This window comes from Bacillus sp. Cr_A10 (genome assembly GCF_029222665.1).
Lineage (GTDB): Bacteria > Bacillota > Bacilli > Bacillales_A > Planococcaceae > Psychrobacillus.
This window is the reverse complement of the sequence record NZ_JARHXR010000007.1, coordinates 249,431-275,492: the sequence shown is the minus strand read 5'-3', so window position 1 is coordinate 275,492 and position 26,062 is coordinate 249,431. Positions and strand designations below refer to the sequence as shown.

Here is a 26,062-nt window from a genome sequence, read left to right as displayed (position 1 = left end):
TGTTTACAAGAATAGTAGCATAATATATTATGCTTGTATACAGTATACAGGAAGGAGGGGGACATTTGAAAAAGATACTTCCAAAAGAAACTCTTGCAGATCAAGCATTTAAGAGTATAAAAGATTCAATCATCGCCGGAAAGCTTGAACAAAACGAAGAGCTACCAGAAGAAAAATTGGCAATGGATCTAGGAATCAGTCGTACTCCAATTCGTGAAGCATTAAAGAGGTTAGCAGCAGAAGGGCTTATACAGTTAAATAAAGCAAAGCCAGCAACTGTAGCTACTTTTTCAATCGTTGATGGGCTACATTATATGGAAATTAGAAGACTTTTAGAAATTTACAATATCGATAAAAATACAGATAAAGTCTCTGAAAAAATACTGTATGATTTACAAAACAATTTGGAAGAACAATTAGAATCGATAAATCGTAATGATTTTCATTCATTTATCGATTTAGACCGAGAGTTTCATTTAATTCTTGCAAGTATTGGAGACAATAAGAAGCTAGTGGAGCTTATACATGATTCTAATGCTGGAGTTAATCGAGCATTTCTGATTCTTTCCAATACGTTACAAGTGAGTGCGGAGGAAGCTTACCACGAGCATACAAAGATATTAAAAGCACTTCAAAATCATCAAAAAGATTTAGCTAAACAACTTATGACAAGTCACCTAGATAATGTAGAAAAAAGATTTTTATCATATTGTACTCAGGGGGAAATGAAATGAAAAAATTATTCGCATTATTACTGATTATTGTTATAACACTATCCGCATGTGGAAGACCTACAGAAACAGTAACTACATCTAGTACAGGGGAGTCCGAAGGTTCTTACACAATTCGAATTGCGTACTTAGTCTCTGAAGAGCAATCCTCTCATATTGCGGCTGAAACTTTTAAAGAAAAGCTTGAAAAAGAATCAGATGGTCGATTAAAAGTTGAGTTATATCCAAATGGACAACTATATGCTTCAGACCGAGAAGCGATTGAAGCAGTTCAACTTGGAAATATTGAAATGACCATTCCAGCCGTAGCACCTCTTGCATCATTCAATAAAAAATTTATGGTATTCGATTTACCATTTTTGTTTAATGATCATGACGCGGCATACCGAGCGTTGGATGGAGCTCTTGGTGAACAGTTACTTGGAGAATTGGAAAACAATGATTTAAAGGGACTTGTTTTTGCTGAGAATGGATTCCGTCATATGTCTAACAATAACGGTCCGATTCATGGAGTAGCGGACTTAAAAGGATTGAAATATCGTACACTTGAAAACCCAGTGCATACAGATACATTTAAAGCATTTGGTGCAAACGCATCCCCATTTGCATTTGGTGAGCTATATACAGCACTTCAGCAAAAAACATATGATGCAATGGAATCACCGATTTCTCTCTATTACACAAACAAGTTTTATGAAGTACAAAACTACTTAACAATTACTTCACATGTCTATGCCGCAACTATTTTGTTGATGAATAATGAATTTTTCAATTCATTACCAGAAGATCTTCAACAGTTGGTTGTAAAGACTTCTGAAGAATATCGAACAGAACAACGTAAGCTTGCTCAAGAACAAGACGTAGATTTCTTAAACAAACTGAAAGAATCAGGAATGGAAGTGAATGAACTAACTCCAGAAGAACGTGAAGAATTTAAAGATGCAACGAAATCTGTTTACGATAAATACGTTTCAGAAATTGGTGAAGATTTAGTTAAAATGGCTGAGGATGCAAACAATCAATAATAAGGGGAAGGGATGGGAAAAATTTTTATGTTAAAGAAATTTGCAAAGTTTGAAGAAATCCTCCTTGTTTGGTCACTTGTTATTATGGTTGCCTTAATTTTTGGACAAGTAGTTGGTAGAAAAGTTTTTGAATCTGCTCCTAGTTGGACAGAGGAAATGGCAAGGTATATTCATATTTTTCAAGTTTGGATCGGCGCAAGCTATGCCGTAAAATTACGACAACATATAAGAGTGGAAGCGTTTGTTACACGCTTCCATGGAACTTTTCGTCAAGTACTAGAAACAATTTCAATTCTCATATGGTTTGTTATGGCACTTTTTTTGGCAGTATTTGGAACAGAACTAGTGTTAAGTAGTATTGAACATGGCCAACTAGCACCTGCTATGCAAATTCCAGTTTGGATTGCTTACTTAGCTATCCCACTTGGGGGTTTAGGAATGGCTATTCGATTAATTGTACAACTAGTGGAGGTATGGAAAGGAAACTATGACAAACCAGCAGATGAGGAGATAATCGCATGACAGTAGCATTATTATTTGGAACGTTATTCATTTGCTTATTAGTCGGTGTGCCGATTGCCATTTCTCTTGGAATTTCAGCTCTAGTTGCCATTTATTTTGGTTCTACATTACCCCTTGGGATTATTGCACAAAAAGCATTTACTTCTCTTGATTCATTTCCTTTATTGGCAATTCCTTTTTTCATGCTCGCGGGGGTGCTGATGAGTAAAGGCGGGGTTTCCAAACGTTTACTAGATATGGCTGCAGCAATGGTAGGTTGGATTGTAGGTGGACTTTCTTTAGTGACTGTTGTTGCTTCGATGTTTTTTGCGGCAATATCCGGTTCAGGTCCAGCAACAGTTGCCGCAATCGGTGGTTTTATGATTCCTGAAATGAAAAAGAAGAGATACGATGGAGGATTCGCGGCTGCAGTTTCTGCATCTGCTGGCTCTATAGGTGTTATTATTCCACCTTCTATTCCTTTCGTATTATATGGAGTAATAGGGAGTGTATCTGTAGGAAGTATGTTCTTAGCGGGTATTCTTCCAGGAATTCTAATTGGAATTGCTCTAATGATAACAGCTTATATAATTGCGAAAAAGAGAGGGTATACTTCAGAACAAAATGCAATTTTTTCATTTAAGGATGTTTTAAAAGCTACTTTTGATGCAAAATGGGCATTACTTATTCCGGTTATCATATTAGGTGGTATATATGGGGGATTTTTCTCTCCAACAGAAGCTGCGGTAGTAGCAGTAGTTTATTCTTTAATAGTAGGACTATATGTATATAAAGAACTTACATGGAAAACTGTCTATGAATGTTTTCGAGAAGCAGTTGTCATTAATGCAACAACAATGATTATTATTGGACTTTCTGTTTCCTTTGCTTACTTTATGACATTAGAACAAGTTCCGAATGATATTTCAACTTTCTTAACAGAATTATCTACTAATCCAATTGTCATTTTAATAGCGATTAATATCATACTATTAATAGTTGGTATGTTCATAGATACTATATCTGCGCTTGTAATTTTAACACCAATATTATTACCTATTGTTGTTGCAGTGGGCATTGATCCAATACATTTTGGCGTTATTTTAGTCTCTAACTTAGCGATTGGTTTTATCACACCGCCACTTGGTGTAAACTTATTTGTAGCCTCAAGTGTAGGGAATGTAAAGTTTGAAAAAATAGTCATGGCGATTATACCGTTTCTATTCTCAATGATTATTTGTTTAATCGTTATTACATTTATTCCAAGTTTATCTTTATGGCTACCAAGTTTTTTTAAGTAATATAAAGTGAAAGAAGGATGAAGTAGTATGTCTTTGAGCATAAATCCACGTGCTAAAACACTAACAGTACCAGGAATTCGGCAGTTTTCTAATCAACTGGTAAACTTTCCGAACGCTATTAATTTAACAATTGGGCAACCAGATTTTCCAACACCAGTCGCAGTAAAAGAGGCGGGGATTCGAGCAATTGAACAGAATTTGACTGGATATTCTCATAATGCAGGATTACTAGAACTTAGAGTAGCAGTCAATACCTTTTTCTCGAATAAATACGGATTCTCTTATGATCCTCAAAATGAAATTGTAATTACAAATGGAGCTAGTGAAGCAATTGACTCGATTTTCCGGACGATTTTAGAGGAGGGTGATGAGGTAATTTTACCAGCCCCAATCTATTCAGGTTATGTACCGGTAATTGAATTATGTGGTGCAAAAGTAGTCTATTTGGATACGACGGAAACGGGGTTTCAGCCATCAGCGAAAAATTTAGAGAGACTTATTACAGAAAAAACAAAAGCAATTTTGTTTAATAATCCTTCCAATCCTACTGGTGTTATCATACAAAAGGAAACAATGGATGAATTAGTACAAATGCTGAAGGGAAAAGAAGTCTTTATCCTGACTGATGAAATATATAGTGAAAATACTTTCTCGGGTGAACATCATTCATTTGCGGCATATAAAGAGCTTCAACATAAACTTTTTTATATTCATGGTGTTTCGAAATCTCATTCCATGACTGGATGGCGGGTTGGATTCTTAATGGGACCAGCTACAATTATGAAACAAGTAATGTTGGTACATGCATACAACTCAATTTGCGCTTCTTTACCTGCTCAACATGCTGCGATTGAAGCACTAACAAATTCAAAAGACACACCAATTGAAATGAATGTGGAGTATGTGAAAAGACGTGACTATGTATATGAACGTTTAAATAAAATTGGGTTACCAGTTGAAAAACCTAATGGAGCATTTTATATTTTCCCTTCTATTGAAGCGTTCGGTATGAACTCATTTGATTTTGCAACTAAGTTACTCCAAGAGGGTGGAGTTGCAGTTGTTCCAGGGAGTACATTTACACCTTATGGAGAGGGGTATATTCGTATATCATATGCATACTCTATGGCTGTGCTTGAAGAAGGTTTAAACCGTCTAGAAAAATTTATTCAAACTATTCTAAAGTAGTTATTGTGTAAAACTTGAAGAAGGATTGTGTTCTACTTTTCCCTAAGTTAAAATAGAATAAATTGTATGAAATTGTAATAGTGAAATACGCCTTTCAATTAAGAAAGAAATGGAGACTTTTATGAAAAAAATACTTTCGTATTCATTAGCTTTAGGGATTTTAGGTTCTGCAATGTTCATTCCATATTCAAACGCTTCTGCTGCTTCACTATCAAAAGCAGAAACAGCTGTAAAAACTGCTGAAAAGCATGCGGGAGAGCTTAAATGGCAAATATCGTATGAGACAACAAAGGTTATAAAAACACCGGATATGAAGGTGTTTAATGCAACAAAGTCAGCTTATTTACAGGCGAAAAAAGAAATTTCAGCATCGAGTGGCTCTGAAAAACAAAAGCTAGAGCAAAGATTAGAAGATAACGTTGGTATTCATTATGAACGTACAATGGGGTATGTAGATGCCATTACATCCGGTAATAAAATCGCAGCCTTGACGAAAAAGTTTCAACAACAGTACAGAGATGAACCAACTGCAGATTCTACTGAAAAAACATATCATGAGCTGTCTGCAGAAATAAGAAAGCAAGCGAAATTATTATATAAAGTTTATGGCAAATCAACACGGGATGCTTTCCTTGCTACTTTTAAGGCACCTGCTGAAAAAGTACTGGATGATGCGAAATACACGATTACAGCAAAAAGTGATTTGAGAAAGTTAAATACATTAGTAGGACAAAACGCGAATCAAGTAGTAGTTGAAAATCAAGTGAATCAATTATTTAACAGTTTAGATAAAATTGTTGAGGATGAAATTTACTATACTCTTTTTGATATATATAGCTTAACCATTCGAAACGATGCTAGTTTCTTAGCACAAGAGAAAGAACTGAAACAATTTTTCGCAACTACTAATGATCTTATTAATAAAGAAGATGTAGATGGAGTATTTAATTTATATAATGAAGCCTATCCAGATTATGAATATTTGAAAAAAGACATCCAAGATGCATTTGATCAATTTAATATGAAATTTGAATTGCTAGATGTAAACGTGTTATCTATTCTCGATGGATATGCATATGTAGAAGTAACGGATCGAATGACAGAGGGAACTGAAACAGATACTCTAACTAGTGTTTATTTAATGATAAAAGAGAACAATGCTTGGAAGTATTTCGATATATATGATGCTTACTAAGTTTACTAAAATTAAGACTGTAGACAGGGTACCCCGAGAGTTCTTCTCTCGGGGTACTTGTCAATATTGTAGGTATTTGAGTTCAAATTTCCCCTGAATTTTATGAGTTAGTCGTCTCTACGAAACGTTCTCATCTCGCATTAGGCAGCTAGCCATGTCCAATTCTTTTTCGTCTGTCGCCGCATGGAAAGGGTAGGCGAATTGTTGTGTACTCTCATCTATCACATAGTACCCACTCTCAGGATTTGTCGAACTCTACTTGATTTTCTTCATTTCATCACGCCGAACTTCTCCAGGGAAAACGGCTTTTTTCCGTTTTCTTCATGATCTAGATTAAGCTCTTCTTGAAGCTTTTCCTCGTAGGCAAGTGTTTCTTTCCTTACGATTTTCTTGTCATACTTGTATTTATTGCCACTCGCCTTCACATGAGCTGAATCAATGAATACATGGTCTTCTGATAAACCACGGTTCATAATCTCCCTTAAGATGCGGTAAAAGATTTAAAAACTCAACACTTTTTAAATTAGCCTACACTAGTCGATTGGAGTGGAAGGCGCGAAGACTCCTACGGGAACAGCACGAGCCGAAGCACCCGGACTGAGCGTAGCGAGGGAGAAGGCTGAGGCCGTGCCCGTGGAAAGCGTAGCGCCTGAAACGGAAATCGACGATTTCATACTATGTATTGTAAATAAAAAAAGATTATAGACAATTTCAAATTTCTTTGAGTTTGTCTACAGTCTGGACCCTAAATATATTAGGGTTTTATTTTATGTGTTGAAGTTTATGAGAACGTTAATGTTATTCTAAATATATAGTCCTGAAAGGATGAGATGTAGGTAAAGAACACTTGCCGGCTTCCATGAGTCGCTACAAACATTTGAAGCCAAGTCCTTGCCACAAAAACCGACCCGTGTATATGAGAGTGTTATTGCACTGGAAGTAGAAAGTAAGCCGCATATTGATTTCTAAGTAAAATCTAACACTTGGTCCTTGCGTAAAATAGGTGATGCGATGGTGATGTGTGATTGGTTTAAAGAAAAGTATAAATGAATAAAGAAATCCCAAAAGTCAGCGTTTAGACTTTTGGGATTTTTATAAGTTTGTCGCTATTATCGGATAAGCTGACGGTTAGGTCATTCAATTTCTAAATGTTTCTTTAACTGGAGAGTCACATTATTCAATTCTTGCTCATCCATCACATAGTACCAAATACCATCTATCCGTGTGCCTTCACCCTTTTCAAAAGATAAAGTTTCGATTTGATTTAACGCATTTTTGTATCCTTTTTGTATATCGATCATTTGTTCAAAGGTCATATTGGTCCGAATATTCTCTTGAATGGATGCTAAGAACTCCTTGTATTTCCATAAGTTATTAACAGTTGCTCCTTCTTTTAAAATGGCTTGAAGTACTTGTTTTTGTCTAGCTTGTCTTCCAAAATCACCTTGAGGATCATCCTTTCGCATGCGTACATATGTAAGTGCCTGCTCACCGTCTAAATGAATGATTCCTTCATTGAATGTATATCCACCTTCTTGAAAAGCAATTGGGTTATCTACATTAACTCCCCCAATGATATCAACAATTTCTAGAAAGCTCTCCATGTTTACTTGTAATATATAGTCAACTGGGATATTTAAAAGGTTCTCAATTGTATCTAATGACATTTCAATTCCACCGAAAGCATACGCATGGTTAATTTTGTCTAGCTTAGCTTTGCCGATAATTTCGGTATATGTATCCCGTGGAATGCTAATCATCTTCGTTGAATTTGTCGTTGGGTTAACTGTTAAAACGATCATAGTATCCGAACGTCCTTTGTCTCCCTCTCTTTCATCGACCCCCAGGAGGAGCAAAGAAAATGGTTCCTTTTTAACTAGTTCAACTTCAGTAGTTCTTAACTCGGAAATCTTTCGTATTTCTGGCTCGTGGATGGTTTGTATTGTTGTGGAAACATCATTATAAATACTGCTTGCATAGACGACTCCCCCTATTAAAAAACATGTAATAAGTGAAATCCAGATAACTTTCTTCTTTGACATAGAATCCCCGTTTCTTTTAGGCGTAAATGTATTGTTATTAGTATGTAATAGAGTCTTAAATTATTATAAAATCATACGCTTAGTATGGATATTCATAAAATTTATTAAACATATGCTTATAATACCCTTGCTCTCTCTACTTCCTATTAAGATTTGATAAAAATGGACGAGATAAATAGAAAGATAAACGGGGGAAGTTATGAAGAGAATCGGAAAATTTATGCTAAGCATTGGAATAATATTTTTGCTTTTATCAACAAGTTTAGAGGTGACAGCGACAAAGGGAGGGTTTGATAAAGTATATACTCCTTTTGAGCGAACGGTTGCGATGAGTGGAGCAGCTTCAAATGTAAATGGTGTTCCGTATCAATATGTAATTCTTCAAGGTGAGCCCGCAGTTCTTGCAGTGTATAAGCTTCCTTCAAAGGAATTAATGGATCAAGTTAAATTACCCAAATCAACTGCAGCTTGGGCAATTACGATAGACAAGAATGGACACGCATGGATTGGTGGGACGCCAACCGCAGCTTTATATAGTTATAATCCCACGAACAAGAAATTAATAAATCATGGAACACCAGATAGTAGTCATACATCTATCTTAGATTTAGAAGTAGTAGGGAATGCGATTTATGGAAGCACAGCTCCTAATGGAAAAGTATTTAAATTTCAAAATGGAAAGTTCTCAACAATAGGAGCAGCAACAGGAATTCAAAAAAATGCACGAAGTCTAGCTTTCCAAACAGGAAGCAATAGGTTATTCGTTGGAGCTGGTTCTAAAGCTTCCCTAATTGTTTGGGATTTAAAAACGAATAAAAAGACCGAAATTTTACCTGCTAAATATAAAACTGAAAGTGATGTCTATGACTTAGATTTTGCAGAAGGGCTTATTTTTGCCAAGCTCAGTCCAAGTAAAAAAGTATTAGTTTTTGATGCGAAAACAAACAAATTTATGAAAGAATTAGCAGTTGGCTCACGAGGAGTTTCTTCTCCTTTAGATGGAAATGTCTATTATTCGTATATGACTAATTCATCCACCAGCTTATATCAATTTAATACGAAATCAAGTATTACAAAAGATATGAAGATTAATTTAGCAGGGACTGAAGCTGTCTCAATGGATTTTGTAAAATTACCATCAGGAGACACAATGCTAACTGGACTATTAGGAAATACAGGAACTCACCTTTTATATAATCAAACAAAAAATAAGGTTGAAATTTCAAAATTGAATCTACCAAAACAAAGTGTACCAATTCATACGATTAGTTCAGATGGTAAGGGGAATATATTCACAAGTGGCTATGTTTCTGGCCAGGTCTCTATCTTAAATCCCATTACGAAAAATAAAACACAAATTACTAGTATTGGACAAGTAGAGGGTATGACTTCTTACAACGGGGGAATGTATTTGGGTGTTTACCCTGCAGGGGACGTCATGTATTATCATCCCGAAACGAATCCGCATGGAAAAACGGTTTTTTCTGTTTCACAGATGGGACAAAATAGACCGATTTCATTAGCGATAGCACCTAAAGAAAAAATCCTTGCGGTAGGGTCGCATCCAAAACAAGGAACAGTATCCGGAAGCTTAAGCTATTATAATTTGAATACGAAAAAAGTAGTTAATCGAAAAGCACCTTTTCCAAATCAAAGTATTGTGGCATTAACTTATTCAAATGGTTATTTTTATGGAGGAACTTCTACATTTGCGAATAGTAAATCTGGTGGAATCGGTATTGCTAAATTTTTTAGAATTCCAGTAAACAATATTAATGCGAAGCCAGAGGAGTTACCTTCCCCAATCGCAAAGCCTAGACTTATTTCTGCAATGATCACTGGCCCCTCATCTACTATTTGGGGAGCGGCAGATGGAACAGTATTTGTATATAATTCAAAGACGAAAAATTCTAAGACTATACCTGTCGCAAGCCGTACAAGTGGACAAATTAGAAATGGATCTTTAGTGGATGGAAAAGATGGGTTCATCTATGGAACTATTGAAAATAAACTATTTCGTATTCATTCCACATCTTTTAAGCTAGAGTTGTTGGGTACACAACAATCAAACGGGGTGGCACTAGGGGCTGACGGTAACATCTATTTTACAACGGCAGGAGATATTTGGAGATATAACAAATAATAAAAGGTCAGTACCGAATATTGGTACTGACCTTTACTTTATTCTTCTACTTTTGTTGCATTCAGTTGTAAATAATATCGAATAACATCTCGGAAGAAAGAGTGAAGCATTTCATTAAACATATGAAGAGCATCAAAAGAATACAGTCGATATGGATCCTCTTGGGAATAACCTCTAATACTAATACCTTCTCTTAAATGATACAGATTGTCTAAGTGAGTAATCCAAGATCGATCCAATGTTTCTAAGTAGATGGATTGGATATCGCTCCAATTCTCGTCATCTTTATCTGTATTATGAAGGACTTCTAAGGCAGTATTGTATACGTCCTCAAGCGTTTTTGTTAATTGCTCTTTGTTTTCAGTTTTTATCGATTCAAAAATATTTTCATCTTTTAAAGTCAACATATTTATTATTTTTATTTCATCAATAATTTCATTTAAGATAGTTGAATTAGTAGTTACATCTAAATTCAATTCTGGGATTTCTTCAACTAATCCATAAAATCTTTCTTGCATTGCATTTTCAATAAGCAATTGCATATTTTCTACTTTTAATGCTTTTTCTCGGTAGTTATACATAACCTTTTGTTGATCGTTATTAATATCATCCAATTTTAATAGATGAGATCGACTGGAGAAATGCATACCTTCAATAACCTTTTGTACATTATATACAAACTTCGTAGGATTAGGTGAAAGGATTAAGCCGGTCTCATCCGTTTTCACTTTACCTTTATACTTATCAAACTCTTCTTCATCGTAGTAATGGAAAAGCTCATCTTCAAGTGAAACGATAAATTGAGTGCTACCCGGATCACCTTGACGACCTCCACGTCCACGAAGCTGCATGTCGATACGGGCACTACTGTGGAGTTCGGTACCGATAATATGTAGTCCACCTAGCTCTGCGACACCCTCACCCAACATAATATCTGTTCCACGTCCAGCCATATTCGTTGCTAACATAATTTTATTCATTTGTCCTGCACTTGCGATTATTTCTGCTTCGTCTTCTACTGTTTTTGCATTTAAAATAGAATGTTCAATGCCCAATTCATATAGGTGAGCAGAATATTTTTCAGATTGTTCAATAGAAGTTGTACCTATTAATACCGGGCGTCCTGTCTCATGGTATTTTTGTGTTTCTTCTACAATTTTTTTCATTTTATCTTTAGCAGTTAAGTATACAAGTGTGTCCATGTCTACACGTTTATTTGGTTTATTCGTAGGAATTTCAGTCACTCTTAAATTGTACGTTTCCCAAAATTCATCACGAGAAGGAACGGCACTTCCTGTCATACCAGATACATGTTTATATAATCTAAAGTAGTGCTGAATCATAACAGAAGCTTGCGTATTATTCTCTTCTTTCACCGTAACCTTTTCTTTTGCTTCGATTGCTTGGTGTAACCCATCACTAAATGTACGGCCTTCCATAATACGACCTGTATATGGATCGACAATCATAATCTTATCATCTTTGACAATATAATCTACATCTTTGCGCATAACAACTTTAGCTCGAAGGGTCTGCATTGCAATATGCATAAATTCACGGTGCTCGCTATCGTATACATTATCAATGCCGAAAGCCGCCTCTAAACGGTCTGCGCCATTATCGAGCAACACGATTTGTTTTGTTTCAGGATAATACTTATAATCATCATCATTTTGGAAAGAGTCGATGACAAGATGCATTATTGGAAATAAGTTTAAACTTGCATTCGATTTCCCCGCAATAATTAAAGGAGTTCTCGCTTCATCTATTAATATACTATCCACTTCATCGATCAAAGCATAAAACAATGGTCTTTGAACTAATTGGTCTACGCCTTGAACCATATGGTCCCTTAAATAATCAAAACCAAATTCTGTTCCAGTCCCATAAGTAATATCGCAATTGTAAGCAGCTTGCTTTTCATACGTTTCTATACCTGAAACATTAAGTCCAACGGTCAAACCTAAAAACTCAAACAAAGGCTTCATTTGTTCGTAATCTCGACTTGCCAAGTATTCGTTTGCTGTAATAATATGAGTTCCTTTTCCAAATAGAGCCATAACATAGGCAGGAAGGGTAGCAACTAAGGTTTTTCCTTCTCCTGTCTGCATTTGTGCTATTTGAGATTGAGTTAAAACTGCACCACCCATTAGCTGTGAGTCATAATGGCGCTTATTTAGTACGCGTTTGGATGCCTCTCGAACAACCGCGAATGCTTCCACAATTAATTCTTCTGGTGAAACTCCCATATTTAATTGATCCCGAAACAGGTCAGAATAAGCTCTCAGTTCCGCGTCTGTTTTATTTGTAAAAGAATCTTCTAAAGTATTTATTTTAGAAACTATTTTTTTTAGCTGTTTAAGTTCAATGACTTCGCCTGAAATCATTTTTTTAATAGAATGTAACATTTTCATTCTCCCTACTTTTTTATTCCAACATCTATTATATCACGAAAAAATGAAGCTAGCATTTTCTAGTTGAATTGCTATTATTTCAATTATATTACAAGAATAAGTTTAAAAAGTTACCAAATGATGTTAATATTATTATATAAAATAAGGGGGAATTACAATTTGAAGAAAGTTTATTTACCAATTATTGCCGCTATGATAGCAACGCCAACAGGAAATATTGTAAGTGCAGAAGAGCTTACGAAGACTGAAGAACAAATAAATACAGAAGAAGTTGTGGAAGTAGATAATTCAGAAGAATGGTTAGAAGATGTTGTAGAGATAGAGCCAGTGGAAGAAGAAGTAGTAGTAGAGGAAGGGTATGAAAACTTAGGTCCATTAATTTATAAATCTTCCGCAATTTCATCTAAAATTGCAGCAAATAATGAGGGAGACTACTTTATTTATTACATCATGCACGGATCTCCAGCAGCGTTAGTAGTTGTAGACTATGAAACGAAAGAAATAGTACATACATTTACATTAGAAGATTCAAAAAGCGCCTGGGGATTGGACGTTGATGAGAACGGAAAGCTTTGGATTGGTGGATCTGTAGCAAGTGTGCTCTATAGTTATGATCCAAACACAGAGGAATTTGAAAAGCATGGAAGTATTTTTTCCAATAAAAGTGATACTTCTATTCAAGATTTAATCGTTTCTGGCAATAAAGTTTATGCAGGATCTGCTTATGGTGGTTCACTCGTTGCTTATGACACGGAGACAAAAGAAATAGAAGAGTTTGGGCAAATTCGTAAAAGAAAAGAATTTGTTAAAGCAATTGTAGCAGATGAAGAAACAGGAGAAATATTTGTTTCGATCGGTTCGTCAATGGATTTATTAGTGAAAAAGCCTAAAGCAAAAAATTTCACTTCTTTTTTACCATCAAAATATATGTCTGAAAAATATGCGCAAGATCTAATTTTAACAGATGATTTTGTAGTTGCAAGATTATATCCATCCAATGTTGCCGTAGTATTTGATAGAAAAACCTTAAAAATTGTGGATGAGTTTGAATTGAATTCAAAAACAGTTTCTACATTGTCTCCTGATGGAAAATCCTTATATTACACAAAAGCCCAACAATTAATGAAGTACGATTTTGAAACAAAAGTGCATACAGAACTTGGTTTATATTTACCAAAAGGGACGGAAGCAATTAATTTAGATTTCATCTTAAAAGAAACAGAAGATGAAGTAGTTACAGAGGAACAATTAAATGTATCTTCATCAATTACATCAATTGGCACTGAGCCAGCTTTAAAGCAACCAATTGTGGATAAGCCGATTACTGAAGAATCTAACATAGAAAAACCAGTGGAAGAAGTACCAATAGAAGAGGGATCAAAGGGGTGGATTCTTTCTGGTATGGTCGATAATTTAGGTCAACTATTCGAGTACAACCCACAAACATCAGAGATAAAATATCTTCAATTTGAATTACCTGAGCAGCCAGTAGAATTATATACATTAGCTTCAAGCTCAGATGGGACAAAAATATTTGCTAATGGTTATATGTCAGGCGGGCTTGGAGTATATGATGTAGCAACAGGGAACAAAGAATTGTACCGAAATATTAGTCAAATTGAAACAATGTTTGATATTAACAATAAGCTATACATCGGTGCATATCCACTAGCTAGAGTACTAATTTATGATCGTTCAAAACCATGGGATACTGCAAATCCAAAAGAGGTTATCCGAATGAACCAATACGGTCAAGAAAGAACAACGGCTGTAACACCATATAATGATGGAAAAGAAATTATATTTGGAACATTGCCAGATGCTAGTGTTGGTGGTGGAGCTCTTGCTTTCTATGATACTGTAACAGAGAAATTTGATATATACGAAAACTTTATATACAACCAAAGTATCGTTTCACTGGCAAGTAGAGGAACAGAAGTGTACGGGGGAACTTCTATCCATGCGAATCAACAAGTAAATCCAAGAGGAGCAAGGTTGTTTTACTTTAATAGAAGCAATCCGGATTACAAAAAGTATATACAATTACCTTTTGATTCTAGTATGATTACAAGTTTAATTGTTGATAGCAATAATAAAATTTGGGGAATGGCAGATGGTAAATTATTTGTTTATACAGATGAATTTACAGAGATTAAGTATGTTGAGTTACTCCCTTTAATTTCTGGTAGATTCCGTAATGCTCAAATAATTGATAGTAATGACGGATATATCTATGGAAGTGTAGAAGGAAAACTCTTTAAAGTTGCTAAAGATAAATTAGAAGTAGAATGGCTGAAGGACAAAGGGGTTTATGGACTTGAGAAGGACATGAATGGAAACCTTTATTATTACGATGGCAGTAATCTTTGGAAATATACAATTGAAAAAAATCGCGATAAAAAACAACAAGAATAAGGAGAATTCCAATTAAATGAAACAAAAATTGCTATACTTTTTTATTATTTTTGCTATCGTCACGGGTGCAATTTTCCAACCAAGCCAAGCAGAAGCACAAACAACTACCAAAGTTTATTGGGACGGTATTTTAATGGTTCCTGGTCAAGTCGGGAAAATTAAAGTAGTAAAACCGATCAACCTTTGGAAACGTACTTCAAATGGTTTGGTGTTTGAAAGAGTTTTAAAAGTAGGCGAGCAGTATCGAGTGTACCGTTATGATAACTTATATGGCGGACAATACGGACTTGGCGGTAATATGTACATTACGAAAATGGCGGGCTATGTAGAGTACAAAACGCCTTCCAAAGCAAAATTAAAAGAGTTGGCAAATGCACAAGGAAATACAGTGCCAGGTAATTCATCAAATTTATTCCCAACTGAAGCTACACCTACCCTTACAGGTGGTAAAGTCTTGAGTCAATCCGTAACTCAACTTGCACCAGGAATACGTAAAAAGTACTTCGATATAGATGGTGCGATTGGTGCACAAAACGTATTTATGATTGAATATGATGGCAAAACATCTAATATCGGATTTAAAACGGAACTTGCTAAAGACCAATTAATTGGTCTTGAAACAACTTCTTCCCAAGCAAATAGTGTGGAACAAAATGATTCTTACCATGTTGTTGCAGGAGTGAACGCTGATTATTTTGATAAGCAAGGTCAGCCTATTGATTTGATGATGATGGATGGTTCCATTGTTTCCACTCCACAAACAAACATAAATGAATTAGCAGTTTTAGGTATTAAAGGAGACAATAAAGCGATTATTGGTGCTCCCAAAGTATCGATGAATGTTTCTGTAAACGGTCAATCCTATGCTATTAACTCTGTTAATAGAAAGAGATTAGCAAATCATTTAGTAGTTTATACAAGAGATTTTGCAGCAACAACCAATACGAATGAGCTTGGTACAGAAATTAGAGTGAAAGTAGAGTCAGGTAAATTAAATGGACAGGAAGTTTTAACTGGAACAGTAATTGAGAATATTACTGGAGTAGGAAATGCTCCTTTAAATAAAGGAGAGATCATTTTATCTGGACATAACTTTGCAAGTCAATTCTTACAAAATGTGCAAGTTGGAGATAAAATTGAGATCCAAACAGCATTTACTCCAGCTGAATGGAACGAAGTAAGAGAAGCTGTGAGTGGACGTTATCATTTAGTGAAAAACGGTACGATCCAAACGATTAAAGTTGCAGGAGTAGCACCGCGAACAGCTGTTGGTGTCAGAAAAGACGGAAGTATATTTACAACAGTTATAGATGGAAGAACAACTGAAAGTAAAGGTTTAACGTTACAAAACACGGCTAAATTGATGAAAGATTTAGGTGCAAATTATGCCATGACCTTTGATGGCGGTGGTTCTTCTACTCAAGTTACAAGAAATCTTGGTGATAGCAAAGTAACTGTTGATAATAAACCATCCGATGGAAATGAGCGAGCGGTATCAAACAGTTTATTATTTATTAGTAAATATAAAACAGGTCCTTTATATACAATCACACCAGCATCCAATGTAATGGAGGTATTCCAAGGAGCTGCATACACAGAGTTATCTGTTCCTGTAAAAGGAATCGATCAATACATGAATCCGGTGGCGGTATCTGGGAATGGAAAAGTTACTTCATCCATTTTAAAATCAAGTGGTGGGAAACAAGTAGTATCAGCGACTCCAGGAACTTATTCAGGAGTAGTAACTTATGATGGAAAAACAACGAACATCAAAATCAAAGTAACAAATACTCTAGATAGTATTGTTCCGTCTAATAGTTTCTTAGAATTACAAAAAGGGCAAACGGTACAACTTTCTGCAAAAGGAATGAAAAATGGACAAGCAGTCTTAACAGAAGCATCTGCATTTAACTGGACTTCGACTGTCGGAACGGTACAATCTAATGGAAAGTTTACTGCTCAAAATAAAGATGGTGTTGGTACAATTACAGTGAAGTATGGAACAAAATCTATTACGATTCCTGTAATTGTAGGTAATGTTGCTCCAACTATATTAGAATCTTTTAATAAAGGTATTTTTAATTATGAAGCAACAGGAGACCGTGTGAAATCTGTTTCTGTTCAGGAAGCTAAGAATGATAGAGACGGTACGAAGGCTATTAAACTAGTTTATGATTTTACGAATACTTCAGGAACTTCCGGAGCATACGTTAACGCAAAAACTAAATTAACAATCAGTACTCCTGCTAAAAAAATCGGTATGTGGGTTAAAGGTGATGGAAAAGGTAACTGGTTGAGAGCGCAACTTGAAGATGCATCTGGAAAAGTAGTACATCTTGACTTTGATAAAAATGTAAATTGGACAGACTGGAGATTTGTAGAAGCAATCCTACCGACAGGTTTGTCTTATCCACTAAAAATGGATCTTCCAATTCGATACATGCAAACAGAAAATGCAAATAAATCAAATGGTGAAATAATTATTGATGATATTCAATCCATTTATAAGGACTGACTTTGTAACCAATAACCTATCCTATTGTTATAAGTAAAAAGTAGTAGCTGTTGCCAAGAAATTGGATTTGTGCTAACGTAATTAGTATGGATTTTGGCTAACTGTGGAGGGAAATACATGGCTTCGGAAGAAAAAAATAAGGTGGGTAAAAATTCACCTAGTTCATCGGCAGAAGAACATGCACCAAAAGTAATTGGTTATTACAAACGCCAAGCATGGGCTCTAAAAGTGTTTGAAAAAATTGATCAAGACAATGTAGTGCAAGATGGTAAAAATGTAATTCTTGCATCTTCTATTATTCAGTCCAAAAACGATTTGTATTTTCCTGCTTTTATACGAATCAACATTAAAGAAAAGGGACAAGTTGCAGGTGCTTATTTAATTGTAGAAGATGATGATAGTTTTCAATTATACCCTCTTGAAAACGCAATGGAAGAATTAGAAATGGATGAATTGCTACCATTTAAGTATCGTACGCTTGAGCAAATTGATGGAGACGAGTTTCAAGTAAATTGGCCAGATTTCTCATGAGAACAGCAAATATGCTAGTTACTGAGGAGTAAAGTAAGTAAGTAAAATGATTCACCTTTATATGGAGTGTATAGAAAAGACTGATTATCGCTTATAATGAAGCGAAAAGTCAGTCTTTTCTTTATTTATATTAAACTTGGTTACAACTCTATTTTTATAGTATAATCATTAATTGAGGAAACTTTCATGTTGCTGATTCGTCTATTGGTTGAGTAGAAATAAAAAGGAAACTTAAATAAAAAGACAAGGATGATATTTTTGGATATAAAATTACTTCTTGCTTTTATCGTATCCCTGGTAACTGCTATCGCTGTTACTCCACTCGTTATAAAACTGGCACATAAAATTGGAGCTGTAGATAAACCTAACAAACGGAAGGTTCATCAAAACGTGATGCCAAGATTAGGTGGACTCGCAATATTCATTGCAGTTACAGTTGGATATTTTGTGGCAGGATTATATGAAGCAAAAATAACTGGTATTATGGTTGGTGCATTGATTATCATTGTTTTGGGAATAATAGATGATAAATATGAAATTTCTGCGAAAATAAAATTATTAGGCCAGATTCTTGCTGCTTGTGCAGTAATGGGAAGTGGTCTAACAATTGAAGTGTTAAATATCCCATTTTTAGGTGTATTTGATCTTGGGATATTCTCATATGTCGTTACATTATTTTGGATTTTGGCAATTACAAATGCAATCAACTTGATTGATGGTTTAGATGGGTTATCAGCAGGTATCTCTTCTATTGTATTTGCTAGTATTGCATTTCTGGCATTTTCAGCAGATAAAATGTTAATATTAACTCTTTCCTTAATATTGTTAGGTAGTACACTTGGATTTCTTTTTCACAACTTTTACCCAGCGAAAATCTTTATGGGTGATACAGGATCTATGTTTTTAGGATATGCTATCGCTATTCTATCGTTATTAGGATTGTACAAAAGTGTGACATTGTTTAGCTTTGTTGTACCAGTTATGATTTTAGGAGTACCAATTTTTGATACATCGTTTGCCATCATACGCAGACTTGTAAATAGAAAGCCGATATCGGTTGCAGATAAATCACATTTGCATCATCGATTATTAGCGCTTGGTTTAACACATCGAGATACGGTATTAGTAATATACGGATTTGGTTTGATATTTAGTATCGCTGCCATTACTTTTGAAACGTTAACATTAAGATGGGCAATTTTTATCCTTGTCTTTATCTTGATCGCGTTTGAAATTATTGCAGAAAAAATTGGTCTTGTTAACGAAGATTATCGACCAATTATTTCTGTGTTCCGGAAGGTTGTTGGGTATAAGCGCAACTAGCTTTTTGACTGATGAGAAGCGTTTTATTGTTGTATTGAGGCAGCGCGTGGGCCCACTCGATGTGGGTCATGCAACCGTTGCGACAGGGATGTCGCGAACTTAGGTTGCCTCGAATGACAAGCGTTTTCAATCAGACAAAGGGAATTACCTTTATAAGGGATTTTGTGCTTTTCACATATATAATTAATTTAATGATAGGTTGGTGTAAACGAAATGAAAGTACCAATGTTAGATTTATCTGAGCAATATGCATCTTTAAAAAGTGAAGTATTGGAAGCATTAGATAGTGTTATGAGTAGTTCACAATTTATTCTAGGTGATAACGTGAAGAAACTGGAAGCGGATATCGCTAAGTATAGTAATGTTTCTCATGGTATAGGTTGTGGAAATGGTAGTGATGCAATACATATTGCTCTACAAGCTGCTGGAATTGGTGCTGGAGATGAAGTAATTACAACACCTTTTACATTTTTTGCAACAGGTGGAGCAATTGTAAGAGCTGGAGCAACTCCAGTTTATGCTGATATTGATCCAGTAACGTTTAATCTTGATCCTGCAGAAATTGAAAAACATATTACAGATAGAACAAAAGCGATTATTCCAGTACATCTATATGGTCAAATGGCAGATATGGTGCGCATTCGTGAAATCGCTGATAAACATAATCTAATTGTAGTTGAAGATGGAGCTCAAGCAATTGGAGCTAAACAAGGCGAATATTCTGTTGGTCAATTAGGAGATGCAGCTACATATAGTTTCTTCCCGACTAAAAACCTTGGTGCATATGGTGATGGTGGAATGGTCGTTACAAATAACGATGATATCGCTGAAAAAAGTAGAGTAATTCGTGTGCATGGTAGTAAACCAAAATACTATCATAGCGTTCTTGGGTATAATAGCCGTTTAGACGAGATACAAGCTGCTGTTTTAAATGTGAAATTCCCTCATTTAGATAAATGGGGTGAACAACGCAGAGAGCATGCAGAATTCTACACAAACTTACTAAATGAAAAAGTGTCTGAACATGTTCAAACACCTGTAATAGCAGAAGGGTTTTATCACGTATTTCATCAATACACAATATTGACTGAACGCCGTGATGAATTACAAGCTTATTTAAAAGAAAACGGTGTTGCAACGATGATTTATTACCCTCTACCATTGCATGTTCAACCTGTTTTTGAAAGCTTAGGCTATAAAAAAGGGGATTTCCCTAAAGCAGAAAAAGCTGCAGATCAAGCACTTTCTTTACCGATGTTCCCAGAATTAAAAGAGGAACAACAACAATACGTTGTAGAGAAGATTGCTGAGTTTTTTGCGAAATAATAAAACGGCAATTTGGTAGAGGGGAACGTTAACACGTTTCCCTCTACCTGCCTATATTTAGATGTTTTTTGAAGGAGAAGTGAAATGACGGAAAATAAAAGCTATCGTTTATACGATTCATTAGAATTTTTTTGGAGAAAGAAAGTATGGTTTATCATTATCCCATTAATTGTAGCTATTTTAGGCTATTTTGGTTCAATGCTTATTCCGAAAGATGGTGATTATGTTGGTAAAAGTACAGTATTCACTGGTTCAGTGAAACTAGAGGCTTTAACAAATCCAGACCATATTATGGCTAAATATGGTCAACATTTCTCAGGGAAATCAGAAGTATTTGTTCCAACTAGAAGTTATATTAAGACAGAAGTCTATGGTGATAACGAAGAAACAGTAACAAAAGAGCTTAACCAATTTAATGATCAATTGTTAGAAGCCTTAATGAAACAAGATGATAAAATTATTGCAGGTACCGAAACGTATGCATCTGCACAGTCAGAACGTGTAAAAACTTTAAACGCAACAATTGAAGCATATAAAACTGCTTTGGCGGGCACTGATAATCTCACTGTTATAAATAATTACACAACTTTGTTAAGTGCTGCTGAGATGGATTTAACTAATGCAATGGCTACAGAGCAACGTGTAAGAAATGATATTATTGCATTCGAACATCCTGAGTTGGCAAAAACATCCGTTGTAAAAACTAAATCTTATGGTTTAGAAGGTGCGATTGCAGGATTAGTCTTAGGGTTATTATTGACTATCTTTATTTTATCTTTATGGAAATACATTTTAGAAGCAAGAGGGAGTAAAAGAGCATGATTCAATTTGCAATTGTAGGTATGGGTTTCATCGCAGATAAACATATAGCTGCTATTCGCAATACAGAAGGCGCAAACTTATTTGCCATTTGTGATACAAACCCAGATAGACTAATAATAGATGATGAAAACGTATTAAAATATACTGACTTAGATAAAATGCTTGCGGACAACCCTCAAATTGACGTAGTGAATATTTGTGTGCCATCTGGTCTTCACGCTAATTTGACTAAGATTGTTGCAAAGTATAAAAAACATATAATTACAGAAAAACCGATGGCTTTAAATTCAGCAGATGCGAAAGAGATGATGGACGTAGCAAACTCTGAGGGTGTAAAACTTGCAATTGTTCACCCAAATAGATACCGTCCAGCAATTATGGAAGTTCGTAAACTGATGGATGCTAATGGTTTTGGTAAGGTAAGCCATGCAAATGCAACTGTTCGATGGAACAGAGGACAAGAATATTACGATCAAGCTCCGTGGAGAGGAACGAAAAAATTTGACGGTGGCGTTCTAATGAATCAAGCAATACATAATCTGGATTTGCTTTTATGGTTTATGGGCCCAGTGAAATCGGTTCAAGGTTTGGTCGCAACAAGATTCCGTGATATCGAAACAGAAGACGTTGCTACTGGAATTGTCGAATTTGAAAGTGGTGCACTTGGCGTGATAGAAGCTGCTACAACCATCTATCCTCAAAACCTTGAAGAATCCCTTTCAATTTTTGGAGAAACTGCTAGTGTGAAAGTTAGTGGGAAAAATGCTTTATATATTGAAACGTGGGATGTAGAAGGTTATAAAGATGAGGAAGTAGAATCATTAAAGTCAAGTATACAAAACGATCCTTGGGGTAAAAAAGGACATGATTGTATTATTGAGGATATGGTAGCTGCAATAAATGAAAATCGTGAGCCAGCTGTAAGTGGTTTAGACGGATATAATCCAGTTCGTTTGATCGAAGCTATTATTGAATCATCCGAAACAGGAAAACGTATTACTTTCTCTTAATACAAAGAAGCGTTAGAATGTTGCAGATACCACATTAATAATGGTGCATATGAAAAAACAAGTTTTCCATTCTTATTGATAATAAAGGAGAGACAATTATGTCTACATACTATGAAGAACTATTAACAAAAATTGAAAATCACACTGCTACAATTGGTGTTGTCGGATTAGGTTACGTAGGATTACCACTTGCTGTTGAAAAAGCAAAAGCTGGTTACAATGTAATCGGATTTGATGTACAAGAATCAAAAGTACAACAAGTTAATGAAGGTATTAACTATATTGGAGACGTTGTAGATAATGATTTAAAAGATATGGTAGAGTCAGGTCACTTAAAAGCATCTTCTGATTATGGTTCTATTAGCTCGGTAGATGCCGTAGCAATTTGTGTACCAACTCCATTAGATATTTACCAACAACCTGATACTTCTTACGTTGAAAGCTCAGTGAATGAAATTGCTAAATATGCTAAAAAAGGTACTTTAGTTGTTCTAGAATCAACAACGTATCCTGGTACAACAGAAGAAATTATTAGAAAAGCATTAGAAGAAAAAGGATTTACAGTTGGAGAAGATATTTTTATCGCTTATTCTCCAGAACGTATTGATCCAGGTAATAAAAGCTTTAATACAAAAAATACACCAAAAGTTGTTGGTGGTATAACGGAAAAATGTACAAATGTAGCAGCTGCACTTTATAGCAGTGTTTTAGATGGGGATGTTCATAAAGTATCCAGCCCAGCAATTGCTGAAATGGAAAAGATTTTTGAAAATACCTTCCGTCATATTAATATTGCCCTTGCAAACGAAATGGCTATTTTATGTGAAAAAATGGGAATTGACGTTTGGGAAGTTATTGATGCTGCAAAAACAAAACCATATGGCTTCATGGCGTTTTACCCAGGTCCTGGACTAGGTGGACACTGTATTCCAATCGATCCTTTCTATTTAACATGGAAAGCTAGAGAATATAACTACCACACTAGATTAATCGAATTAGCTGGTGAAATTAATAACTCTATGCCAGACTATGTTATCACTCGAGCAATGCAAATATTAAACGATGAAGGTAAAGCACTGCGTAACGCAAAAGTATTATTGCTTGGAGTTGCTTATAAAAAAGATATTGATGATATGCGCGAATCTCCATCATTAAAATTGGTTGAATTGTTATTACACCATGGTGCAGAGTTCAAAACGGTTGACCCGCATGTAGGGAAGTTCAGAGTAAATGGTCAAGTTTTAGAAACGACTGAATTAACGGATGAACTTCTAGATGAGGCAGATATCGTAGTCTTAGCAACGGATCATACTGCTTTTGATTATGAAAACATCGCGAAAAGATCAAAAGTAATTTTTGATACTCGTAATGCATTTAAAGGTATTGAAACTCCAAATCGTTATATCAAACTATAAGGAGCTGTGATCATGAACTTTATACATGAAACTGCTGAACTTGGCGAAAATACAACCGTTGGTTATTTCTCAGTCATTGAAGAAGGCGCGAAAATTGGTAACAACGTTCGAGTAGGTAATCGTGTAACGATTCATGCTGGCTCAATTATCGGTGATGGTACAACAATTGATGATGGAGCTGTAGTAGGAAAACAACCGAAACCTGCTAAAACTAGCACGATGCAAATTACAAAAGAAATTCCGCCTCTACAACTTGGAAAAGAATGTACTGTTGGCGCTAATACAATTATATATAGAGGTGCAGTGATTGGTGAAAGTACACTAATCGCTGACCTTGCAACTGTACGTGAAGATGTTGAAGTTGGCTCATTTGTTATAATCGGTCGTAATGTTACAGTAGAAAACTTCGTGAAAATTGGTGACCGTACTAAAATTCAATCGAATTCTTATATTACAGCACATTCTACTTTAGAAGATCGAGTATTCATCGCACCATGTGTGACGACAACAAATGATAACTTTATGGGTAGAACAGAAGCACGTTTTGATAAAATTAAAGGTGCAACTGTAAAAAGAGGAGCTCGCGTTGGTGGAGCATCTATTATTCTTCCTGGAATTACAATTGCAGAAGAAACGTTTGTTGCTGCTGGAGCAATTGTTACAAAAGATACGGAAGAAAAAACTGTCATTAAAGGTTTCCCTGCAAAATTCTTGAAAAATGTACCTGAGGAGGAACTTCTCTAAGTGTTTTCTCAGCTAAAACGTTTAGGAGCGGATTCGCTCCTTTACGCATTTATGAATGTAGGAACGAAGCTCATTGCTTTTATTTTGTTTCCTTTATATGCCCATTATTTAGATGATACATCGCAAATTGGGTTGCTTCAGCTTGTCGATACCAATGTATCCATGCTTACTTTCTTAGTGATATTTGGTACGGATTCGGCTTTAGCATATTATTATTTTGAGTATAAAGATAAAGAAACACGTGAAAAATATGTTCGTTCTGTCATGACTTTCCGATTATCGATGGTTATCTTATTATTCGTCGTATTTTTAATTGGTGGAGAATGGCTTTCTTCGATACTATTGGACTCAGAGGGTTACTCTCAATTATTCTACATTGCACTTGGAACACTTTGCTTAGACACTATAGTGACACTCGTATTAACGATTTTAAGATATGAATTTCATACTAAGAGAGTGGTAGCCACAACTGTTGGAAAGATGCTTTTGATAGCCATCGTTTCTATTCTCTTCTTAATGTTCGTTTGGACTTCACTTGAAGGTATACTATTAGCGCGATTGATAAGTGTAGGAATTATTGTTTTAGTTTTAATAAGACCAGTAAGAGTATACTTACGCCCATTGTTTGATTGGAATATTTTAAAGAAAATCTTAGTTTATGCCGCTCCTTTGGTTCCTGCATCTTTAGCTTTTTGGATAATCGCAAATGCAAATAATTACTTTTTAACAGCATATGCAACAATATCTGATGTAGGGATTTACGGTACAGCTATTAAATTTGCTACATTCATTACTTTACTGACTAGTGGAATACAACTAGCTTGGAGACCATTTTCAATGTCGCTAAAAGATAAAGAAAGTAGTCCAAAGTTATTTTCTACTTTATATGCCGCATTCTTATTGATAGGTAGTTTAGGAGTTTTACTATTAGCTACTGCTATGCCATGGATTATTATGGTTATGCCAGAGAAATTTAGAATTGCGTTTCAATATGTAGCACCAATCTCTATCGCTACATTTTTAAGTTTTTATTATATGATTGTCTCGACAGGGATATTTTACACGAAACAAACGAAACATATTTCTATCGCATTTGGAATCGCGGCAGTTGTTTCGTTAATATTAAATTTTATATTCGTACCGATTTTTTCAATATGGGGTACTGTTATTTCGTATGTAGGATCATATTGTTTAGCATTATTTATAGTGTTCCGCAAAAGTCAAAAGCTTTACTATGTGCCATTCTCAGGATTTAAAATGGCTTGGACAATATTTTGGTTAATAGCGGCAACACTTAGCATTGTATATGTGCAATTAGAAGATTTAAATAGCTGGTTAATTGTAGGAGTATGGATAGTATTTATTATCTTAATACTACTTGTTCGAATGGATAAATATTTTGTGAACAGAAAGTAATGGGG

General features: G+C 35.2%; 19 protein-coding genes and 1 pseudogene. 17 read left to right on the top strand and 3 right to left on the bottom strand.

The features are described 5' to 3' along the window. Positions 1–65: 65 nt before the first annotated feature. The 6 genes from P2Q73_RS05395 to P2Q73_RS05370 all read left to right on the top strand — a co-directional run bounded on the left by P2Q73_RS05395 (position 66) and on the right by P2Q73_RS05370 (position 5,941). Complete coding sequence (locus P2Q73_RS05395; RefSeq protein ID WP_275784711.1) at positions 66–734, top strand: GntR family transcriptional regulator; 669 nt, start codon at positions 66–68, stop codon at positions 732–734. Beyond that, positions 731–1,756, top strand: coding sequence for a DctP family TRAP transporter solute-binding subunit (locus P2Q73_RS05390; protein ID WP_275784708.1), 1,026 nt, complete (start codon positions 731–733; stop codon positions 1,754–1,756). Before P2Q73_RS05395 ends, P2Q73_RS05390 begins: the two co-directional genes overlap by 4 nt. A 12-nt stretch (positions 1,757–1,768) precedes the next feature. After that, the gene (locus tag P2Q73_RS05385; RefSeq protein WP_275784705.1) at positions 1,769–2,278 is read left to right on the top strand and encodes a TRAP transporter small permease; all 510 of its coding nucleotides are present in this window, start codon (positions 1,769–1,771) and stop codon (positions 2,276–2,278) included. Then, positions 2,275–3,558, top strand: a complete 1,284-nt coding sequence (locus P2Q73_RS05380; RefSeq protein WP_056827736.1) for a TRAP transporter large permease — start codon at positions 2,275–2,277, stop codon at positions 3,556–3,558. The genes P2Q73_RS05385 and P2Q73_RS05380 overlap by 4 nt, the downstream gene beginning before the upstream one ends. 27 nt (positions 3,559–3,585) lie before the next feature. Then, on the top strand, positions 3,586–4,746 hold the full coding sequence (locus tag P2Q73_RS05375; RefSeq protein ID WP_275784701.1) for an aminotransferase class I/II-fold pyridoxal phosphate-dependent enzyme: 1,161 nt from the start codon (positions 3,586–3,588) through the stop codon (positions 4,744–4,746). 121 nt (positions 4,747–4,867) lie between these two features. Beyond that, positions 4,868–5,941 (top strand): hypothetical protein, encoded by a 1,074-nt coding sequence (locus tag P2Q73_RS05370; protein WP_275784699.1) that lies wholly within the window; start codon positions 4,868–4,870, stop codon positions 5,939–5,941. A 165-nt stretch (positions 5,942–6,106) separates the two neighbouring features. On the opposite strand, the pseudogene P2Q73_RS05365 reads toward P2Q73_RS05370, so the two are convergent. Further along, a pseudogene (locus P2Q73_RS05365) lies at positions 6,107–6,441 on the bottom strand (IS5/IS1182 family transposase); the annotation flags it as partial. A gap of 633 nt (positions 6,442–7,074) precedes the next feature. After that, positions 7,075–7,983: an LCP family glycopolymer transferase gene (locus P2Q73_RS05360; RefSeq protein WP_275784696.1), complete on the bottom strand. Its 909-nt coding sequence runs from the start codon at positions 7,981–7,983 to the stop codon at positions 7,075–7,077. Between the two features lie 199 nt (positions 7,984–8,182). On the opposite strand from P2Q73_RS05360, the gene P2Q73_RS05355 reads away from it, so the two are divergent. Continuing rightward, on the top strand, positions 8,183–10,126 hold the full coding sequence (locus P2Q73_RS05355; RefSeq protein WP_275784693.1) for a WD40 repeat domain-containing protein: 1,944 nt from the start codon (positions 8,183–8,185) through the stop codon (positions 10,124–10,126). A gap of 38 nt (positions 10,127–10,164) precedes the next feature. Here P2Q73_RS05355 and secA read toward each other — a convergent pair whose 3' ends face one another. Continuing rightward, positions 10,165–12,534, bottom strand: a complete 2,370-nt coding sequence (gene secA, locus P2Q73_RS05350) for a preprotein translocase subunit SecA (RefSeq protein ID WP_275784690.1) — start codon at positions 12,532–12,534, stop codon at positions 10,165–10,167. Between the two features lie 165 nt (positions 12,535–12,699). On the opposite strand from secA, the gene P2Q73_RS05345 reads away from it, so the two are divergent. From P2Q73_RS05345 to P2Q73_RS05300, 10 genes are all read left to right on the top strand, one after another. Further along, positions 12,700–14,955, top strand: coding sequence for a hypothetical protein (locus tag P2Q73_RS05345; RefSeq protein WP_275784688.1), 2,256 nt, complete (start codon positions 12,700–12,702; stop codon positions 14,953–14,955). Positions 14,956–14,971: 16 nt separating this feature from the next. Continuing rightward, entirely contained in the window at positions 14,972–17,470 is a 2,499-nt protein-coding gene (locus P2Q73_RS05340) for a phosphodiester glycosidase family protein (RefSeq protein WP_275784685.1), read from the top strand. 117 nt (positions 17,471–17,587) lie between these two features. Next, positions 17,588–18,001: a hypothetical protein gene (locus P2Q73_RS05335; RefSeq protein ID WP_053590345.1), complete on the top strand. Its 414-nt coding sequence runs from the start codon at positions 17,588–17,590 to the stop codon at positions 17,999–18,001. 258 nt (positions 18,002–18,259) lie between these two features. Then, the gene (locus P2Q73_RS05330) at positions 18,260–19,324 is read left to right on the top strand and encodes a glycosyltransferase family 4 protein (protein WP_056827721.1); all 1,065 of its coding nucleotides are present in this window, start codon (positions 18,260–18,262) and stop codon (positions 19,322–19,324) included. A 213-nt stretch (positions 19,325–19,537) separates the two neighbouring features. Further along, complete coding sequence (locus P2Q73_RS05325) at positions 19,538–20,650, top strand: DegT/DnrJ/EryC1/StrS family aminotransferase (RefSeq protein ID WP_053590343.1); 1,113 nt, start codon at positions 19,538–19,540, stop codon at positions 20,648–20,650. 84 nt (positions 20,651–20,734) lie between these two features. Continuing rightward, positions 20,735–21,472, top strand: coding sequence for a hypothetical protein (locus tag P2Q73_RS05320; RefSeq protein WP_275784682.1), 738 nt, complete (start codon positions 20,735–20,737; stop codon positions 21,470–21,472). Beyond that, a complete protein-coding gene (locus tag P2Q73_RS05315) occupies positions 21,469–22,482 on the top strand; it encodes a Gfo/Idh/MocA family protein (protein ID WP_275784680.1) in 1,014 nt (337 codons plus the stop codon). The genes P2Q73_RS05320 and P2Q73_RS05315 overlap by 4 nt, the downstream gene beginning before the upstream one ends. A 98-nt stretch (positions 22,483–22,580) precedes the next feature. Continuing rightward, positions 22,581–23,897, top strand: a complete 1,317-nt coding sequence (locus tag P2Q73_RS05310; RefSeq protein ID WP_056827714.1) for a nucleotide sugar dehydrogenase — start codon at positions 22,581–22,583, stop codon at positions 23,895–23,897. A 12-nt stretch (positions 23,898–23,909) separates the two neighbouring features. Beyond that, entirely contained in the window at positions 23,910–24,641 is a 732-nt protein-coding gene (locus P2Q73_RS05305; protein ID WP_053590339.1) for an acyltransferase, read from the top strand. After that, positions 24,642–26,057, top strand: a complete 1,416-nt coding sequence (locus P2Q73_RS05300) for a lipopolysaccharide biosynthesis protein (RefSeq protein WP_056827709.1) — start codon at positions 24,642–24,644, stop codon at positions 26,055–26,057. Positions 26,058–26,062 lie beyond the last annotated feature (5 nt).

Bases quoted from the DNA above. Each gene is read 5' to 3' on its own strand.
- P2Q73_RS05390 (WP_275784708.1), top strand. From the start codon at position 731: ATGAAAAAATTATTCGCATTATTACTGATTATTGTTATAACACTATCC.
- P2Q73_RS05385 (WP_275784705.1), top strand. From the start codon at position 1,769: ATGGGAAAAATTTTTATGTTAAAGAAATTTGCAAAGTTTGAAGAAATC.
- P2Q73_RS05380 (WP_056827736.1), top strand. From the start codon at position 2,275: ATGACAGTAGCATTATTATTTGGAACGTTATTCATTTGCTTATTAGTC.
- P2Q73_RS05375 (WP_275784701.1), top strand. From the start codon at position 3,586: ATGTCTTTGAGCATAAATCCACGTGCTAAAACACTAACAGTACCAGGA.
- P2Q73_RS05370 (WP_275784699.1), top strand. From the start codon at position 4,868: ATGAAAAAAATACTTTCGTATTCATTAGCTTTAGGGATTTTAGGTTCT.
- P2Q73_RS05360 (WP_275784696.1), bottom strand. From the start codon at position 7,983: ATGTCAAAGAAGAAAGTTATCTGGATTTCACTTATTACATGTTTTTTA.
- P2Q73_RS05355 (WP_275784693.1), top strand. From the start codon at position 8,183: ATGAAGAGAATCGGAAAATTTATGCTAAGCATTGGAATAATATTTTTG.
- secA (WP_275784690.1), bottom strand. From the start codon at position 12,534: ATGTTACATTCTATTAAAAAAATGATTTCAGGCGAAGTCATTGAACTT.
- P2Q73_RS05340 (WP_275784685.1), top strand. From the start codon at position 14,972: ATGAAACAAAAATTGCTATACTTTTTTATTATTTTTGCTATCGTCACG.
- P2Q73_RS05335 (WP_053590345.1), top strand. From the start codon at position 17,588: ATGGCTTCGGAAGAAAAAAATAAGGTGGGTAAAAATTCACCTAGTTCA.
- P2Q73_RS05325 (WP_053590343.1), top strand. From the start codon at position 19,538: ATGAAAGTACCAATGTTAGATTTATCTGAGCAATATGCATCTTTAAAA.
- P2Q73_RS05320 (WP_275784682.1), top strand. From the start codon at position 20,735: ATGACGGAAAATAAAAGCTATCGTTTATACGATTCATTAGAATTTTTT.
- P2Q73_RS05315 (WP_275784680.1), top strand. From the start codon at position 21,469: ATGATTCAATTTGCAATTGTAGGTATGGGTTTCATCGCAGATAAACAT.
- P2Q73_RS05310 (WP_056827714.1), top strand. From the start codon at position 22,581: ATGTCTACATACTATGAAGAACTATTAACAAAAATTGAAAATCACACT.
- P2Q73_RS05305 (WP_053590339.1), top strand. From the start codon at position 23,910: ATGAACTTTATACATGAAACTGCTGAACTTGGCGAAAATACAACCGTT.